The organism is Aquimarina agarivorans (assembly GCF_000218485.1).
Lineage (GTDB): Bacteria > Bacteroidota > Bacteroidia > Flavobacteriales > Flavobacteriaceae > Aquimarina > Aquimarina agarivorans.
This window is the reverse complement of the sequence record NZ_AFPB01000132.1, coordinates 17,714-33,175: the sequence shown is the minus strand read 5'-3', so window position 1 is coordinate 33,175 and position 15,462 is coordinate 17,714. Positions and strand designations below refer to the sequence as shown.

The following is a 15,462-nucleotide window of genomic DNA, read 5'->3' as shown; positions in this document are numbered from 1 at the left end:
ACAAAAATTATCTCAATTTAGGAGCTTTTGCGGATATGCATTTTTTTTAAAAATACTTAATCAATTACTAAATAAAAAGGTGATCACAATTTTATTTAGTGCTTTTTTGTTCACTCGATTGATAATTGAATTGTTATAGAGTTAAAATCATTTTTATTACCGTTAAAAGTTGGAAATTATTGACTGCATCTTTGTATAAATAATAACACTATAAAATTTTTAAAGCGATGAAGAAAATCATATTATCAATTTTGGTTACCGGATCTATAGCTGCTTTTACAACGAGTTGTAGAGAAAAGAAACCGAGCGAAAAAGTGGAAGATGCCGTTGAAAGTGTAGGCGATGGAATTGAAGATGCTGCAGATGAAGTGGAAGATGCTGTAGATTAAAATTTATAACCTTTAATAAAAAAAGCGAATATTCTAAGTCAAAATTGAATATTCGCTTTTATTTTTATAGGGTTTCCTACATCCAAGTATAAAAAAAGTTTTTTATTTGGACAAGAAAGAAAAACATAGACCTATCTCCAGCTAAAGCGCATAATACTGATCGAAAAAAGACTATTTCGAATAGCGAATTTAATATCGGAAACAACTTATTCATTGCCAGTGGATAGGGCGTTTCGGTTTTTGAGTAAGAAATTAAACAAGAGTAGTAAGTTATTATTGGTCTCAAGTTTAGTTAAAACTATGCATTTTTAATGCATTTCGCTTTTAGCTTCTAAAAATATTACAAAGAGCTATTGGCAATTAGTAATTAGCTGTTGACTTAAAAATACTGCTAATAGCCAAAGGCTAATAGCTAATTGCAAAAAACGGATGTTCAAAAAGTAATGACTTTTAGTCATAACCAAAACTATTGTACTTTTAGTCCTTAGTGGTTCATTTAATTATTAAAGTTATGAGTTCAAAAAATACAAGCACATTTGCGATTAGTGATTTTAGTAAAAAAATTATAAAAGCGACAAGTATTATATGTGTCATTTTATTATTGATTTTTTTGATTTTAAAAGGGTTTAAAGTGATTCTACTAATTTTAGCGGGAATATTAATTGCTATCTTCTTTAAAGGAATCGCTTCTTTATTACAAAAAAAATACCCTTAAATAATCAATGGTCATTAGGCTTGGCGGTATCGTTGGTGGCTTCCTTATTTGCTTTATCCATTGTGTTTTTATATCCCAGAGTATCTTCGCAAATTGAAGTATTGGAAGTTGAGCTTCCAAAAGCAGCACAAGATGTAAAAAGTAAGTTGTCCAATAACAAAGTAGGTAATTTAGTTTTAAATGAAGTAGGTCGGTATAAAGGAGAACTGAAAAAAAATAAGGAACAGTTAACCATTTTTTTTAGTTCCTTTTTAGGTGGTTTAGCAGACTTATATATTGTTGTTTTTCTGGGAATGTTTTTAATGGTGCAACCTAGTTTGTATATCAATGGAATTATAACATTATTCCCCAAACCGAAACGCAAACGTACAGAAGAAGTATTGCTTACCATGGGTTATACTTTAAAACGCTGGCTTTTAGGAAAAATTTTTTCGATGCTTATAGTAGGTGTACTTACTTGTACTGGTTTGGCCATATTAGGTGTACCACTAGCTTTAACTTTAGGTATTTTTGCGGCGCTAATTACTTTTATTCCTAATTTTGGGCCCATATTTTCATTAATACCTGCATTTTTATTAGCACTTACTATGGGCGAAAATTATGCATTTTATGTAGTACTATTATACGGGGGGATTCAAATTGTTGAAAGTAATATTTTGACTCCTTTGATTCAAAAAAAAATGATTGCATTTCCTTTAGCAATGATTTTAGTAGCCCAAGTTATTTTAGGGATATTTACTGGTATGTTGGGATTAATTCTTGCCGTTCCAGTTATTGCTATTTTAATGGTTTTTGTAAAAATGGTTTATGTTGAAGATATTTTAGGTGATAGAAGTATTACTGTCATGGGCGAAGAATTATTTGTAGATGATAATGACAGCACCGCTGAAGAGAGTCATAGCGCTAATGTAGAAGTAGAGTAGAAGTATCAAAATAAAAGCAAGCCATCTTAAATAAGAAAATTAATGTATGAAAAGGTATTATTAATAAATGAAGGATTAGAAATAAAGAGTAAAACACCTTTTAAATTGCCATTTTGACATGCTTATCCATTATCAATAAGTCATTTTGTCATTATTTTTTTGTTGATTTGTACTAAATTTCATGTTGGTATATTGTTTGACTAAATCTAAGCGTAAACAAAAAAATAAATCATTATGAATAATAATAGAGGATTAACAAAATTTAATGGAGTACCATCAAATGCAATGACGCCATTTTCTGAGTTTGGAGGACTGATAAATGAGGTATTTAATAACACATTTTCACCGTCATTTAATGAGTATTATGATACTAATTTACCTAAGGTAAATGTTGAAGAAACCGACACTGAATTTAAAATCGCTTTACTAGCAGCAGGTTTTGAAAAAGATGATTTCAAAGTTGATATTACTCAAAATAAATTAAAAATTTCAGCATCATTTGAAAAAGAAGAAGCTAATGAAGCTGAAGGAAAATTTGTGCGAAGAGAATTTACAACTTCAAAGTTTGAACGTGTATTTAATTTGCCAAAAATTATACAAACCGATGCTATATCGGCAAAATATACCAATGGAATTTTAAATATTATTTTGCCAAAACAAGAAAAGAAGGAAATTGAAACGACGACAGTTAAAATTGATTAGTTTTCCACTCTTGACTTAAGTATAGATTACTAGAATTGTTTGATAGCACACCCAAAAAAAGAAGCTTTTTAGGCTTCTTTTTTTATTATTTAAAAACGAAACAAAAATTCGATTAGTTTGATTACAAGGTTTGTTTACAATGAAATATTTAATGAAAACAGTTTTAGTAATAGAGGTTAGCTCAATTACATAGTTAGCAGTAAATTCTTTTGTGTTTAAATCTAAAGTTTAAATTTTAATCCACCCCGTATATAAAATGTATTGGTGTCATTTATTGTAAACACATCATCTTGATTATTGTCCCTTAGCCTAATATCGTTTAAAAAGGTAAAGCCAGTGTAAGCATATAGTACTAAATGATCAGTAAACAAATGTTCAAAACCCAATCCGCCTAAAGCGACTGTCATGGAAATACTTGCAGTAGTAGCAGTATTTGTACCATTGGAATTGGGAATTACTCTATCTTTTTGAATATTAGCGAAAAAACCATCTAGTGTTGCAAATGCCTGAAATACATTTTTGTCATTTAAATAATACTTGATATTTGATTTTGGAACTCCCAAACCATAAGACCACTTGGGAGCAAATTGTTTGTAATAATTAATAAAGGGTAGGGGAATGGGAATACCCGCTTTTGTTGAGTATTGCAGTCCAATGACCCAGCGCCAGGGTTTTTTTGCTTCGCCTTCACCAGTTTTATCCTTAATTAGTACTACGGCACCCGAATATAATAAATCATCATTGGTAATAACCCCATCACCTTCAAAATTAGAAGCTATTAAAACACCTGATTTTGCAGCAAAACGCAAGTATTTTTTTATTTTAAACGTATATCCTAACGTGATATCATAGGAATTAAAATTATTTAAATTGTTGGTATCAAAATTTGTGGCATCTTCAAAATCAAAGCGTACGTTCCGATATTCAAATCCAGGTACTAAAAATGCACCTTTGTCATTTAATTTTAATGGCAATTTGACCAATGCCCGAATACGTTGAAAATTGTTATCACTGTTTCTTTGCGGAAAGTATGTATATTCTAGGCGTGTCAAGTCAGTCAACTGAGCAAAAATTGATGTGGAAATTAAAAAGAATAGATTAAATGCTAAAAAGTATTTCATTTGAGATGGATTTTAATTTATAAATAGATTAAAACCATACCACTAAAATACGTACGAAAGATTTATAGTTTTAGTATCAGCCATCATATTAGCAGAAACTTTTAAATCAGACTCTTTTTTACGATGTAAACGCGGCACTAAAATTCCACTGGCAGCACCAAGTGCATACCCGATAATGGTATCAGTTAAAAAATGTTTACCCGACTCAATTCTAAAATAACCTACGGTAGCAGGAATGAGCGCAGCACCTGCCCAAACATAAGGTTTTGCTCTAGAATCAGGAAAGAAATCGCTAAATACCTGAGCTGCAAAAAATGTAGCTGTGGCAGAAGCGGCAACATGCCCACTATAAAATGAACGTTGTGAGTCATTTTCCAATCGTTCAGACCTACTTACTACACCAGTATCATTATAAACTAATGGACGGCTTTTTTCAACCAGTCCTGCAGTAATAGAAAATAAAGCCGCAGTAGTGGATAAACTTTCCAAATACATTACAAAAAGTTGTCCTGATTTATGACGAGTGGCTTTATTTAAGGTAAATAAAAATGGTAATGCAAGTGAGGTATAAAATGGGATATCACTAGTAGCACTTGCTGATTCCGAAAAATTACCCGCAGCCCAACGATCAATACCCCAGAGATCGTTTTTATCCAATTGTGCTAAGTCCTGATCGGACAAGCCATTTTTTTTTCAATTAGTGCCAAACCCAGTGCACTCAATCCTATTCCACCAGCAATCCAAGCGCCATCCTTATAAAAATTTGTTTCGTAAGGAGAATCGTTTTGAGCAAATGCTTGAGTACTAATAATAAGTAATGAAATTAATGTAAAAATATGTTTGCTATTATTGAATATCATATAAAAAAAATTAAAGTTTAAATAAAAAGTTGAATGAAAATCGAGGCCCATCATCTCCCACAAATAAATTGAATGTACCGCTTATAAAATCAGCACTGTTTACCCAAAAACCTCCACCATAGTTAGCATGAAATTTGTTGGAGTCGTTTTGTTCTTTAAACCAAACCCTACCCGTGTCAGCACCAGTAAATACTCCAAACTGCAAAGGAACTACACTTGTTTTAAATTGATTAAAGCTGTAACGTAAATCAGCACTTCCTGCCAAGGCGGTTTGTCCGGAAAATCGTTGGTTTCGATACCCTCGTAATAAATTTTGTCCTCCCACTTGAGCAGCCTGAAAAAACTCGTAGTCTCTACCTATGTTAAAATGACTAAATACAGATGTTTTAAGTACCAACTTACGATTAGTAGTCACTGCATTATAAAATCCCAAATAGGGTTTTATAAATCCGTATGTATCTCCAGTATCAATATTGGTTCTTGTGCCTCCGTCCAATACAAATTTCATACCACGGGTTGGGTTTACTATCACATCATAACTTTCGTAAGAATAGGTAGCGTTAGCACCTGCAAACCATTTTCTTTCATTTGGATTAGGATCATTAAAATTTACTGTAGAAATAAATCGGCCAGGAGTGTTGTCAACCTGAATACCTTCAATGGAGCCTGTATATTGGAAATTACTTCCATTTCTTCCGCTTTTTACGGCGCCGATAAGCAATTTGTAGTTACTTAATTTTACGCGATTAAAATCAAAATCAACATCGTCTCTATCATCTAAGTTTTGAGAATCATTACCAAAACCAAAAAAGTTAACTGCGTAATTAGGACTAGTGTATCGTCCATTGATTAGTAAATTGTAATTTTCAAAAACACCCGCAAATTCGCCACGATATTCCAAATCAAAACCTTGAGTGGCAAAATAATAGCCAGCGGTAAATTTGTGCTGATTTGTAAAGGGGTTTTTATAAAATCCATTGTGGGTATAGGTAATAGTAGGTATAATTTTTATTCCGTCATCAGGATTAAACCCTAAGCTGGGTAATATACTTAAAGCATTCAATTCCTTATCATCTTTATTAAAATGATTAACTTGATAATTGTCAGTCAATTTTACTCTGGCACCTTTGACATTCTTTAATGTATTTGGTTTTGTTTTGTGATCGTAAATTGAAATTTTACAACTTTCTTTTATGTCATAAATATCGTTATTTTGTCCGCCTATAATTTTTATCGCGATGGGTTTTTCGGCTTTTCCAATAACTTCAAATACGTCATCATCATCTAAGCCGTAAATTCTAATTTGTTTGGTATAAGTTTTATCGTATATGCGTTCACTTATAACATCTTTCTTTTTTCCATTTTTAATGCGCTGAACGGTAATTTTGGTTTTACCATCTTTTAAACGTTCAATGGTGAAATAGTCATCCTTATCTGTTCCGCTAATAATGGCTAATTTGGCGTGATATTCATAAAAATCTTTAGCTATTTGTACCAAGTTAGACCTGCGGAGTTTTAAAAACTTTTTAATTTGATTTAAATCTTTGCCTTTGGTTTCTTCAGGGATTTTTTCGAAAGCAGCATCAATAACTTCATCCGTCAAGTTGTTTTGAATATGTGTTGCTTGCTTTATCCATTCATCCCTGCCTTTATTTTGTATAAGCGTTCTGTCCAAAACAGTAGCTGCAGCATTTAGCCATTTTATATTTTTTACTTTGTCGTCATAAACCTGCAATTGATTTACAAATCCGATCATTCCACGTAACGCGCCTAAAAAACCACCGTCAAAATTGGAAAACGCCTGATCCCGATCTCTTGGTATAGGTTTAAATACGTGATCGCCATTGTCATCTTCAAATTCAGCCCAGCGCCATTGATCATAGTGCCTGTCCCAGTCACCTATAAGCATGTCAAACATTCTTGCTTTTATGTACGCCGCTTCATCCACACTATATTTTTCATCCCTGCGCAAACGTTCATAAACATCAGCTGTACTCTCAATATCTTCGGGTTTTCCAAAGGAAGCCTGATCTACATGGTGTTCTTCGGGCCGTTCTTCAATCATATACAATTCATTCCCGTATTCAATATTATGTTGCCCTAAAGCTTTTTGTTTAGGGATATAGTAAAGTTTTGGATTGGTATGGTAAATACCTACTGCGTCTGATAAGTCTGGAATTACCGTAAAAATATACGGATGTGATGCTGTATAAAAATCTTCCAACATTTTTGTGGGTAGGGTTTCATTCAATGATTCTTCGATATAATTTTCTTTAAATACAGTGGCTTGTAAAAATTGAACCGCACTTTTTTTAAGTGCCCTCATATTGTATTCTTTACCCTTTTTATCCTTCAGGCGTAACGAGCGTGTTTGGTGTCCGCCACCTTTTCGAACAACTTTCAATCCGCCGTAAAGTGTGTCTAAAATGGCAACCTTAGCATCAATGTTTTTATAATATAAATCCCTGTAGTGGTCACCCCAAATACTTTCATACAATTCACTTCGGTCATTTGTTTCATTATTTTTGTACACTGAAGTAGAAATGGTTTTTTTTGTAACAGGTTGCAGTGAGTTTAAGTTAAATTTAGGTGAAGGTTTAAATATTTCCTTTTTGTAGATTAATTCAGGTTTACCTTGTTTAGCACTATAATAACTGGCCCAAGAAGCACCATTTTTTAAAATGTCCAAGCGTACAAATCCTTGCCCTCCGTAAGCAAATAATCCATCATTGCTTAGTGCGGCGTATGAATTTTTTGCTCCTGAACCAGAAACAATCTGTTTTAAGCCTTCATGCTCAATATATTGTAATGAGTGTTCGTGTCCTGAAGTAAAAATGATCCGTTCGGCACCTTTTGCCAGCGTTTCCAGTCGTTTTACTAGTTTTTTGTATTGTTTGTTCTGTTTATCTTGTATTGAAACTCCGCCGCTAGTCCTTAATTGCATAGCCAATGAAGCTAAAATAGGCAGCGGTACCTTTTTTTGACTAGGGTATAAATGTTTTACAGGGGCGTATTTACCTCCATGAACACCGTTGGTATACAAAGGATGATGTAAAGCAAAAACAATAGTTTTATTTTGATTTTTCTTTAATAACCCTTCTACTTCCAGAAACATTGCTTCTCTGGTTTTTATTTCAGGACATTCATCATTTATAGTAGGATGTTTGTCCCAATCGGTTAAGTACCATTGGGAGTCTAATACAATAAGTTGTACATTTTCGGATACATCAATACTTTTTAATGCACATCCGTTACTAGGGTAAAACAGCTTTTTATCTCCTAACTTTTTTTCAAAATAATTTTCTTCACGTTTTAAACCATTTAAGCCTTGATTATACCAATCGTGATTTCCTGGAATAAATACAATTTCACCATCAAAGTTTTTTACCGATGCTATTTGTACATCCAGCCTATGTTCTGAAATGGCCCTGTTTTCTTCTCCTTTTTTTGGCATTCCTGCAGGGTAGATATTATCACCCAAAAAAATAGCGTAGTTCCCTTTTTCTTTATTGTTTTCTAAGTAAGTTTCAAAAGTTGCTAGCGCAGGTGTGGTTTCTCCTGCTTTTGCATATCCGGCATCACCAATGAGATAAAAGGTTTTTTCAATTTCATTAGCTTTAAATTCATTTGAAGTTTTGGCGTCAAATGGTTCACGGTATTTAGGTTCATACAAAGCACAGCTAGTCATCAGGAAAAAAACCATGGTTACTAATACGCTATTTTTATAAAAGTTATTCATAGAATGTATTAAGGCTATTGTTGTTGTATTTTGGAAACAAATTGTTTCCATTCATTAAATTTTTCTTCGGACATTACGCGCTCCATTTTTACTTGTCCGCCTTTCTTTTTTTGGGATCCGCTCCATTCACTAAAAACAGAAGGAGCAACTTTAGTTACTCGAATTCCTTTTAATGCTTTGGAGCGAGCAACTTTATAATTTTTATTGGCAGCTTTTAGTTTTTCATCCAAAGCTTTGGCTAAATCGGCAGATGTAATAGGCGTGTCAGTACCTAAATACCAATGATGGTTGAACACCCCATCAATTTTAACGGCGGCCAGCGTAAATTCAGGAATTATAATATCATATTTCTGTTCTACTTCGCGCAAAGCAGTATTCATTTTGTTTACAGATAGTTGCGATCCTACCACATTTAAAAAGAATTTGGTACGTCCAGTAATTCTTATTTCGGCTCTGGCTATGTCGGTAAATTCAATAGTATCACCAATAATATAGCGCCAAGCTCCGGATACAGTACTGATAATTAGTACGTAATCTTGTCCGGTTTTAACTTCTTTCAAAGTTAATGACGGTGCATTTTCAGTTAATGAACCATCCTGATTGATATATTCGGGTTGGAAGGGAACAAATTCAAAATAAATACCATTGTCGGTTATTAAACGCATGGCATCAGTTTCAGGACGTTCCTGAAATGCAATAAATCCTTCTGAAGCCAAATAAGTGTCAATTACCGTAATTGGGTGTTTTAGCAGGGCATTAAAACTTTTTGCGTAAGGTTCAAAAGCAACTCCGCCAGAGGTATACACTTGCAAATTTGGCCAGATGTCATGTATATTTTCTGCTTCATGGTAAGCAATAACTTCTTTTAGCATCAATTCAATCCAGGAAGGGATTCCGCTAATAGCGCCAATATCCCATTTTTTGGCATTCATGGCAATACGTGTTACACGCTCGTCCCAATCGTTAATTTTGGCAATCTCTTTCCCGGGTTTATAATATCCTTCAAACCATGATGGTATATTGGCAGCACTAATTCCGCTAATTTCTCCCTCATAGTGGGCATCTTTTTCTTGTAATTTAGTAGAGCTTCCTAGCATCATAATATCTTTTTCAAAAAAAGATGCCGGCAAGTCAAAATTGGATAATGCCTCTACCTGTTTAATTCCAGCGTTTTTAATGGCTGCTAACATGTCATCAGTTACGGGAATGCGCTTGCTTTTTTTTCCGGTAGTGCCAGAACTTAATGCAAAATAATCTACAATCCCTGGCCAGGTGATATCGGCGCCACCCTCCAAAAGTTGATGCCACCATTCGTTATACATTTTATGGTAGTCATGATAGGGAATTCCTTCGGCGAAAGCTTTAGACAAATTAGTAGCTTTTAACAAGGTAGAAAAGTTGTACTTAGTTCCAAATGCGGTGTCTTTAGCCGTATCAATTAAGGTTTTTAGTACTTTTTGTTGTGCCTCAATGTGATGAGTTTCACTTGTAAGCGTATGCTTTAAATCGATTGCTCCTTTTATAATTGATCCTATAATTGCTGCCATAATATTATTGTATACTTGTGAGAATTTAATGTTGCTTTTATATGTTATTTACCAGCTAACTAATTTGCATGTTTTAGGTTGAAAAAAGCGATTATAAAAGCGACTACTGATAGTATAATTCCTATAGTAAATACTACATAAGTTATTTTTAATAGTTTGTATTTTTTGTTTAAAACAACACCTAAATAATACAAATCCTTAGTAAGCATTTTATAGATATATTCTTTATCCTGAATCATCTCGTTTACGCCCCATTGAAAGGTTTCCAATGGCATTTTATGAAAATTGCCAAAAAATAGTAGGTTGACCTCTCTGTTTTCAACTTGTTCCTTTGTAAATTCTCCGGAAGTCACTTTTGGCTGGGTTGATAAAATGGAAAGAATGATTGAAGCCACACTAAAAAGCACCAAAATTAAACTGGGAACTAATAAATGACTATTTGTAGGAGCGTCTAATTTTGGAATTAGGTTAGCTAATGCCAATGAAATGATGATGGCATTGACTGATAATAAAATATTTGCTTTGGTATCCGCAATATCACTCAGTTTTATATGATTGCGAAGCGTAACCCTGTACATGGTTTGAATACTACGCTCAGGACTTTCATTTTTTAAATCGGCTTTAATTTTGGCTTTGTATGCTTCCTTATTTCTGGTTTTTAAAACATCTTTGCGTTTTTTTAATAGCTTTTTTAAATGTTTATTTTTTTCTTTTCCCAATTATTGACCGCATAAGGGGTGTAAAATTTATGCTTTTTAGTAAAAAGCATGATATTTTCCTCTCGCCACTCTTTATTTGTAAAATTAGCGATACCTTGAATATTGAGTTCTTGCCTTAGTAAATCACTTACGTTGTTAAAATAATTTTTTGCTAGGTGCGAAGTGTCGGCATCCTTTATTACTTCTTCATTGAAATTTTTAGGTGCTGTTTCTAGTTTTGTAGCTAAAATACAATTTTCAACCGCCTTAATTATGTGAGCATCCACCTGATGCTTCTTTAAAAATGCGCTAGCAATTTTGCAACTTTCAATTTCATGTGTTTTGCTATCATTAATGTAACCTGTATCATGAAACCAAGCGGAGAGTTCAATAATGAGTTGATCTTCTTTGGAAATCTCAGAAGCTTCTATGATTTCTTTCGCGCTTTCATGTACCCTTCGTGTATGCAAAAAAGTATGATAAATAAAATCCTTCGGCAACTTTTCTTTCAGAAGATCAAAAACATAAGTTTCTGTATTTTTTAATAATGCTTCCATAGTTTTTTTAGTTTAATTGTGCTTGTTTAGCTTTCTCTTGCTCCTCGACAATTTTTAAAATTTCATTTGGAGATACATATAGTCGTTTTATTTTGGATTTATATTTATCTGAAAGGTCAGCGTGATTTAAAATAAAATTTTTAGTACAAATAATATAATCTGTCATTTGGTGTGAAACCGCGTAAGAATCGGCAATACGTTCTGCTTTCCGGATGTAATTGCCTGAAAAATAATATCGAATTCCAAACCATAAAAGATTGAGTGTTGAACGTTCTTTGTAGTCCATAACGTGCCCCAATTCGTGCCCCAACCAGCCTACTAGCACATCGGAAGGGATGTCTTTTAAATCCAATTTTTTATCTTCTAGTGTAAAACTTTCATTAATAAAAATTAGATAAGCTCTTTTATAAGTTGGTTTAAGTAGTGTAGAAAATTTTGGTTGTGCCTTCATAAAAGATTTTTTCATTGAAGGTTTAATTACAAATTCAATGGGCGTATTTTTCAAACTGGGATAAAAGGAAAGCGCAGTTTTGGCTTCCGCTAAAATTTCGGTAGGAATTGTTTTATTTTTAAGATTATTTGTAGTGATATTGGCCATAAGCGATTGTGTCAAAAACACCTGTACTAAAAGATATGTAAATTTTAAATATAATGCACTTTTCATAGGGTTCGAAAGTTAGAGTTATGTAAAGTTATTGTTTAATGCATTTAAGGCAAACAAGGACTCAATTAAAAATAACAGTCCACTTTTAGCTCAAATGAGCAACAGTAAGGGTGTTTATTTACGCACATTTGTAATGTGAATAATCCCTAAAGTTGCGCTTATGAAGAAGGCATTTACAATTAAAGAATTACTGAAAATTTTAATACAAACCTATAAAAATTGGATGGCAAATGATCCTTTTCAATTAAGTGCAGCAGTAAGTTATTATGCTTTATTTTCATTTCCGGCTTTATTGATTATAGTTATACAAAGTGTTGGAATATTTTACAATAAAGCAGTTATCAAAGGTAAAATTATTGATGAAGTTGCTAATGTATTAGGAAAAGATTCGGCATCTACTATTGAAGCTTTGATAAAAAATGCTGTTATAGAAGAACAATCCGCCATTGCTTTTACTGTTGGAGCAGCAACATTACTGTACGGTGCTACGGGAATTTTTGTTTCCTTGCAAAAATCATTAAATGAAATTTGGAATGTAGCACCCGATCCAAATGCAGGTTTTTTAAAAATGATTAAGGACAGATTATTTTCATTGAGTTTAATTTTAATTATTGGTTTTTTATTACTCACTTCCTTAGTGTTAACCGCTTTAATTTCCGTTATTGCTGATTGGATAAATGCCAATTTACCAGATTTTATGTACAGTTTAATTCATTTAGTCAATTTTGTAATATCGTTAGGGCTAATTACCGTACTATTTGGAATGATTTTTAAAATTTTACCAGATATAGACATTAAATGGAAGCACGTGTGGTTGGGGGCATTTGTAACTAGTCTACTTTTTAGTGTTGGAAAATTTGCTTTAGGGGTATATTTTGGCACTATGAATCCTGAATCGGCTTTTGGAGCAGCAGGTTCAATTGTATTAATTTTATTGTGGGTTTCATATTCAAGTTTGATACTCTTTTTTGGAGCAGAATTCACTAAGGTTTACGTTGATTACCGAAATAAACAATTGACCAATTAAGGAATATTTAGTAATAGTGTAAAAAAATTAGACGCATCAGTTTTTAAATTTTTAAAAAAATTAAGCGAAGTGTTCAAAGAGAAATTTTATTGGTCTCAGGTTTAGTTAAAACTATGCATTTTTAATGCATTTCTTTTTTAGCTTCTAAAAATATTACAAGAGCTATTGGCAATTGGTAATTAGCTGTAGGCTTTGTGATACTGCTAATAGCCAATTGCAAAAAACGGATGTTTAAAAAGTAATGACTTTTAGTCATAACCGAAATTATGGTACTTTTAATCCATAGTAGTTCATTAAATAAATGTGTTATGATTAAACAATCAATTCTTTACGTAAAATTTCCGTACCAGCGCTTAAAGCATTTAACTTCCCTTTTGCTATATTTCTAGATAATGGCGCCATACCACAGTTTGTACACGGATAAAGCTTATCAATAGCTACAAACTCTAGAGCTTTACGTAATGTAGCCGCTACTTCTTCAGGTGTTTCAATGGTATTGGTTGCCACATCAATTGCACCTACCATTACTTTTTTACCTCGAATGAGCTCAATTAAATCAAAAGGCACACGCGAATTTTGGCATTCTAATGATACTATATCAATAGTTGAATTTTGAATTTTCGGAAAAATTTCTTCGTACTGACGCCATTCTGACCCCAATGTTTTTTTCCAATCATTATTCGCTTTAATCCCATAGCCATAACAAATATGTATTGCAGTTTCGCAATTTAAACCTTCAATGGCTCTTTCCAATGTGGCAATTCCCCAATCGTTTACTTCCTCAAAAAACACATTGAATGCCGGTTCGTCAAACTGAATAATATCTACACCTGCGTCTTGTAGTGCTCTGGCCTCTTCATTAAGTACCTTAGCAAAGTCCCATGCCAATTTTTCTCGGCTTTTATAATGGTCGTCATACAAGGTGTCTACCATTGTCATAGGTCCAGGTAATGCCCATTTAATGGGTTTGTTAGTCTGTTTACGTAAAAATTTAGCATCATCAACAAAAATGGATTTTTGACGTGTAATTTCATCAACAACAATGGGAACACTCGCATCATAACGGTCACGAATTTTTACCGTCTTACGATTTTTAAAATCCACACCATTCAAATGTTCAATAAAAGTTGTTACAAAATGCTGACGTGTTTGCTCACCATCACTAATAATATCAACTCCTGCCAATTGTTGTTCTTGTAACGAAATAAGCAAAGCATCTTGTTTTCCTTCGAGTAGCTGTTTTCCTTCTAATTTCCATGGTGACCATAGTTTTTCGGGTGACGCGAGCCAAGCGGGTTTAGGTAAACTACCAACAGTTGAAGTAGGGAATAATTTTTTCATAATAAAAATTTGTTGATTTAATTAAAGTGAGCTATTAGCAGACCATTGTTCTAGGATATTTTTGTAAGGTTTTATAAAATGCTCCTCGGCAAATTTCCCTTGCTCAATTCCTAACTTAATACGCTCTTCTCGGTCGTATACAATTTTTGTCAACGAATGATCTTGATTTTTTAAATTAGCGTTATAACATAATCCTGCAGCAGAATTAGCATTGTAAATTTCAGGTCTATAAATCTTCTGAAACGTTTCCATTGTACTAATGGTACTTATTAATTCAAGGTTTGTATAATCTGCTAGTAAATCACCAAAAAAATAAAATGCTAAAGGAGCAACACTATTAGGAGGTGCAAAATAACGAACCTTTAACCCCATTTTTTTAAAGTATTCTTCCGTTAAAGAGGATTTGTCAGTTTGGTATTCATACCCTAGTATAGGGTGTTGGTTTCCTGTGCGATTATATGTTTTATTACTTGATACACTCAGGCATATGACAGGGGGTTTTGTAAAGTGTTTTTTATAAGTATCTGAGTTAACAAAACATTTAAATATATTTCCGTGCAACCTACCAAAGTTATCAGGAATGTTTAAGTCGTTTTTATTTTTTTTATACTTTAAAAGCAACACACTAAAATCATAATCGCGTATGTAAGAAGAAAAGTTATTACCAACAATACCGTCAATACGTTTACCTGTTTTATGGTCAAGAATATGTGTTTTTAGAATTTCAATGGAGGGGAATGTTTTACCACTATTGTCAATATCGATATCAACCGAAACAATTTCTAGCTCAACTGAATAGCGATCATTATCAGGATTATCCCAGTTTGCCAAGGCATTGAACCGATTATTAATCATACAAATAGTATTGCGTAAGTTTTCCTGACGACTTGCTCCTCTTGCTAAGTTGGCAAAATTGGTAGTTGTACGTGTATTGTTGGACGGAATATAGTTTTCATTGAAATAAATGCGCTTTAGTGTAAAGGCAATAGTATTACTAAATGAATCCTGAGATTTTTCAATACTTTTCTTACCAATGGATACAGAATCTTTCAATATTGTTGTTTTCATTTGAAGACTTTTTTGGTTGTTTTATCTATCAAATATGGTAATAAAAGATTATATAATGTGTTCAATAAATTAAATAAGATAAAATTTCTTTATGGAAGAGTTTTTAAGATA

Annotated in this window: 15 protein-coding genes; 5 read left to right on the top strand and 10 right to left on the bottom strand. The window is 32.9% G+C overall.

Annotated features, from left to right (window positions below; all coding sequences use genetic code 11):
* The first annotated feature begins 227 nt into the window (after nucleotides 1–227).
* The 4 genes from GMC_RS21820 to GMC_RS0107160 all read left to right on the top strand — a co-directional run bounded on the left by GMC_RS21820 (nucleotide 228) and on the right by GMC_RS0107160 (nucleotide 2,729).
* Nucleotides 228–389 carry a hypothetical protein gene (locus tag GMC_RS21820; protein WP_193361485.1) on the top strand — a complete coding sequence of 54 codons (162 nt, stop codon included), beginning with the start codon at nucleotides 228–230 and terminating at the stop codon, nucleotides 387–389.
* 511 nt (nucleotides 390–900) lie between these two features.
* Nucleotides 901–1,104 carry a hypothetical protein gene (locus GMC_RS0107170; RefSeq protein ID WP_029489646.1) on the top strand — a complete coding sequence of 68 codons (204 nt, stop codon included), beginning with the start codon at nucleotides 901–903 and terminating at the stop codon, nucleotides 1,102–1,104.
* 20 nt (nucleotides 1,105–1,124) lie between these two features.
* Nucleotides 1,125–2,027: an AI-2E family transporter gene (locus GMC_RS0107165; protein ID WP_010521495.1), complete on the top strand. Its 903-nt coding sequence runs from the start codon at nucleotides 1,125–1,127 to the stop codon at nucleotides 2,025–2,027.
* A 234-nt stretch (nucleotides 2,028–2,261) separates the two neighbouring features.
* Complete coding sequence (locus GMC_RS0107160) at nucleotides 2,262–2,729, top strand: Hsp20/alpha crystallin family protein (protein WP_010521494.1); 468 nt, start codon at nucleotides 2,262–2,264, stop codon at nucleotides 2,727–2,729.
* A gap of 221 nt (nucleotides 2,730–2,950) precedes the next feature.
* On the opposite strand, the gene GMC_RS0107155 is transcribed toward GMC_RS0107160, so the two are convergent.
* The 8 genes from GMC_RS0107155 to GMC_RS0107130 are packed head-to-tail and all read right to left on the bottom strand — an operon-like array spanning nucleotide 2,951 to nucleotide 11,915.
* Entirely contained in the window at nucleotides 2,951–3,850 is a 900-nt protein-coding gene (locus GMC_RS0107155) for a DUF6268 family outer membrane beta-barrel protein (protein ID WP_010521493.1), read from the bottom strand.
* Between the two features lie 42 nt (nucleotides 3,851–3,892).
* Nucleotides 3,893–4,531 (bottom strand): phosphatase PAP2 family protein, encoded by a 639-nt coding sequence (locus GMC_RS19400; RefSeq protein ID WP_010521492.1) that lies wholly within the window; start codon nucleotides 4,529–4,531, stop codon nucleotides 3,893–3,895.
* Complete coding sequence (locus GMC_RS20610) at nucleotides 4,513–4,710, bottom strand: hypothetical protein (RefSeq protein WP_010521491.1); 198 nt, start codon at nucleotides 4,708–4,710, stop codon at nucleotides 4,513–4,515. Before GMC_RS20610 ends, GMC_RS19400 begins: the two co-directional genes overlap by 19 nt.
* Before the next feature lie 10 nt (nucleotides 4,711–4,720).
* Nucleotides 4,721–8,500, bottom strand: coding sequence for a metallophosphoesterase (locus GMC_RS0107145; RefSeq protein WP_010521490.1), 3,780 nt, complete (start codon nucleotides 8,498–8,500; stop codon nucleotides 4,721–4,723).
* Nucleotides 8,464–9,996, bottom strand: a complete 1,533-nt coding sequence (locus GMC_RS0107140) for a GH3 family acyl-acid amido synthetase (RefSeq protein WP_010521489.1) — start codon at nucleotides 9,994–9,996, stop codon at nucleotides 8,464–8,466. Before GMC_RS0107140 ends, GMC_RS0107145 begins: the two co-directional genes overlap by 37 nt.
* Nucleotides 9,997–10,055: 59 nt before the next feature.
* The gene (locus GMC_RS22755) at nucleotides 10,056–10,715 is read right to left on the bottom strand and encodes a Pycsar system effector family protein (protein ID WP_316928968.1); all 660 of its coding nucleotides are present in this window, start codon (nucleotides 10,713–10,715) and stop codon (nucleotides 10,056–10,058) included.
* Nucleotides 10,688–11,251, bottom strand: coding sequence for an HD domain-containing protein (locus GMC_RS22750; protein ID WP_316928967.1), 564 nt, complete (start codon nucleotides 11,249–11,251; stop codon nucleotides 10,688–10,690). Before GMC_RS22750 ends, GMC_RS22755 begins: the two co-directional genes overlap by 28 nt.
* 7 nt (nucleotides 11,252–11,258) lie before the next feature.
* Nucleotides 11,259–11,915, bottom strand: coding sequence for a hypothetical protein (locus GMC_RS0107130; protein ID WP_010521488.1), 657 nt, complete (start codon nucleotides 11,913–11,915; stop codon nucleotides 11,259–11,261).
* A 160-nt stretch (nucleotides 11,916–12,075) separates the two neighbouring features.
* Here GMC_RS0107130 and GMC_RS0107125 point away from each other — a divergent pair, with 160 nt between their 5' ends.
* Entirely contained in the window at nucleotides 12,076–12,942 is an 867-nt protein-coding gene (locus GMC_RS0107125) for a YihY/virulence factor BrkB family protein (RefSeq protein WP_010521487.1), read from the top strand.
* 312 nt (nucleotides 12,943–13,254) lie between these two features.
* On the opposite strand, the gene GMC_RS0107115 is transcribed toward GMC_RS0107125, so the two are convergent.
* Both GMC_RS0107115 and GMC_RS0107110 read right to left on the bottom strand, forming a co-directional pair.
* Nucleotides 13,255–14,283 carry a methionine synthase gene (locus GMC_RS0107115; RefSeq protein WP_010521486.1) on the bottom strand — a complete coding sequence of 343 codons (1,029 nt, stop codon included), beginning with the start codon at nucleotides 14,281–14,283 and terminating at the stop codon, nucleotides 13,255–13,257.
* A 21-nt stretch (nucleotides 14,284–14,304) separates the two neighbouring features.
* On the bottom strand, nucleotides 14,305–15,351 hold the full coding sequence (locus tag GMC_RS0107110) for a DUF1852 domain-containing protein (protein ID WP_010521485.1): 1,047 nt from the start codon (nucleotides 15,349–15,351) through the stop codon (nucleotides 14,305–14,307).
* Nucleotides 15,352–15,462 lie beyond the last annotated feature (111 nt).

Bases quoted from the DNA above. Each gene is read 5' to 3' on its own strand.
- GMC_RS0107130 (WP_010521488.1), bottom strand. From the start codon at position 11,915: ATGAAAAGTGCATTATATTTAAAATTTACATATCTTTTAGTACAGGTG.
- GMC_RS0107110 (WP_010521485.1), bottom strand. From the start codon at position 15,351: ATGAAAACAACAATATTGAAAGATTCTGTATCCATTGGTAAGAAAAGT.
- GMC_RS0107125 (WP_010521487.1), top strand. From the start codon at position 12,076: ATGAAGAAGGCATTTACAATTAAAGAATTACTGAAAATTTTAATACAA.
- GMC_RS21820 (WP_193361485.1), top strand. From the start codon at position 228: ATGAAGAAAATCATATTATCAATTTTGGTTACCGGATCTATAGCTGCT.
- GMC_RS0107115 (WP_010521486.1), bottom strand. From the start codon at position 14,283: ATGAAAAAATTATTCCCTACTTCAACTGTTGGTAGTTTACCTAAACCC.
- GMC_RS0107170 (WP_029489646.1), top strand. From the start codon at position 901: ATGAGTTCAAAAAATACAAGCACATTTGCGATTAGTGATTTTAGTAAA.
- GMC_RS0107160 (WP_010521494.1), top strand. From the start codon at position 2,262: ATGAATAATAATAGAGGATTAACAAAATTTAATGGAGTACCATCAAAT.
- GMC_RS0107140 (WP_010521489.1), bottom strand. From the start codon at position 9,996: ATGGCAGCAATTATAGGATCAATTATAAAAGGAGCAATCGATTTAAAG.
- GMC_RS0107155 (WP_010521493.1), bottom strand. From the start codon at position 3,850: ATGAAATACTTTTTAGCATTTAATCTATTCTTTTTAATTTCCACATCA.
- GMC_RS0107145 (WP_010521490.1), bottom strand. From the start codon at position 8,500: ATGGAAACAATTTGTTTCCAAAATACAACAACAATAGCCTTAATACAT.
- GMC_RS22750 (WP_316928967.1), bottom strand. From the start codon at position 11,251: ATGGAAGCATTATTAAAAAATACAGAAACTTATGTTTTTGATCTTCTG.
- GMC_RS20610 (WP_010521491.1), bottom strand. From the start codon at position 4,710: ATGATATTCAATAATAGCAAACATATTTTTACATTAATTTCATTACTT.